At 73.5% G+C, this 287-nt stretch carries 1 protein-coding gene (running past one end of the window); it reads left to right on the top strand.

Annotated elements, in window-relative coordinates; all coding sequences use genetic code 11:
* Window positions 1-287, top strand: part of the annotated coding region (locus CCL05_RS43340) for a protein kinase family protein (RefSeq protein ID WP_425276000.1) (this coding region is incomplete at both ends). The annotated region extends 272 nt beyond the left edge of the window; 287 of its 559 annotated nt are in view.

Raw genomic sequence — 287 nt, 5'->3', positions numbered from 1 at the left:
CTGGTGTACGCGGCCACCGGCAATCGCCCCTTCGACGGCGGCAGCCCGTACACGACGGGCTATCAGGTGACGCACGAGGCACCTGACCCGGACGGCGTACAGGAACCGCTGAGGAGCATCGCCCAGCGCTGCCTGGACAAGGACCCGGCCGCCCGACCCGATCTGGCCGAGTTGCACCGGATGCTCCGCGCCCTGCCGGACAGGGCCACGCCGATGCCGCCGGGAACCGCCGATCCCGCCATGACCCCGGCAGCAGCCGACCGGGCCGGATCCCACCACCGGGCGGC

It is taken from the genome of Streptomyces africanus, from assembly GCF_002150735.1.
Classification (GTDB): domain Bacteria; phylum Actinomycetota; class Actinomycetes; order Streptomycetales; family Streptomycetaceae; genus Streptomyces; species Streptomyces africanus.
Note: the sequence above shows the minus strand (reverse complement) of the source record. Positions and strands in the feature narration are given on the sequence as shown.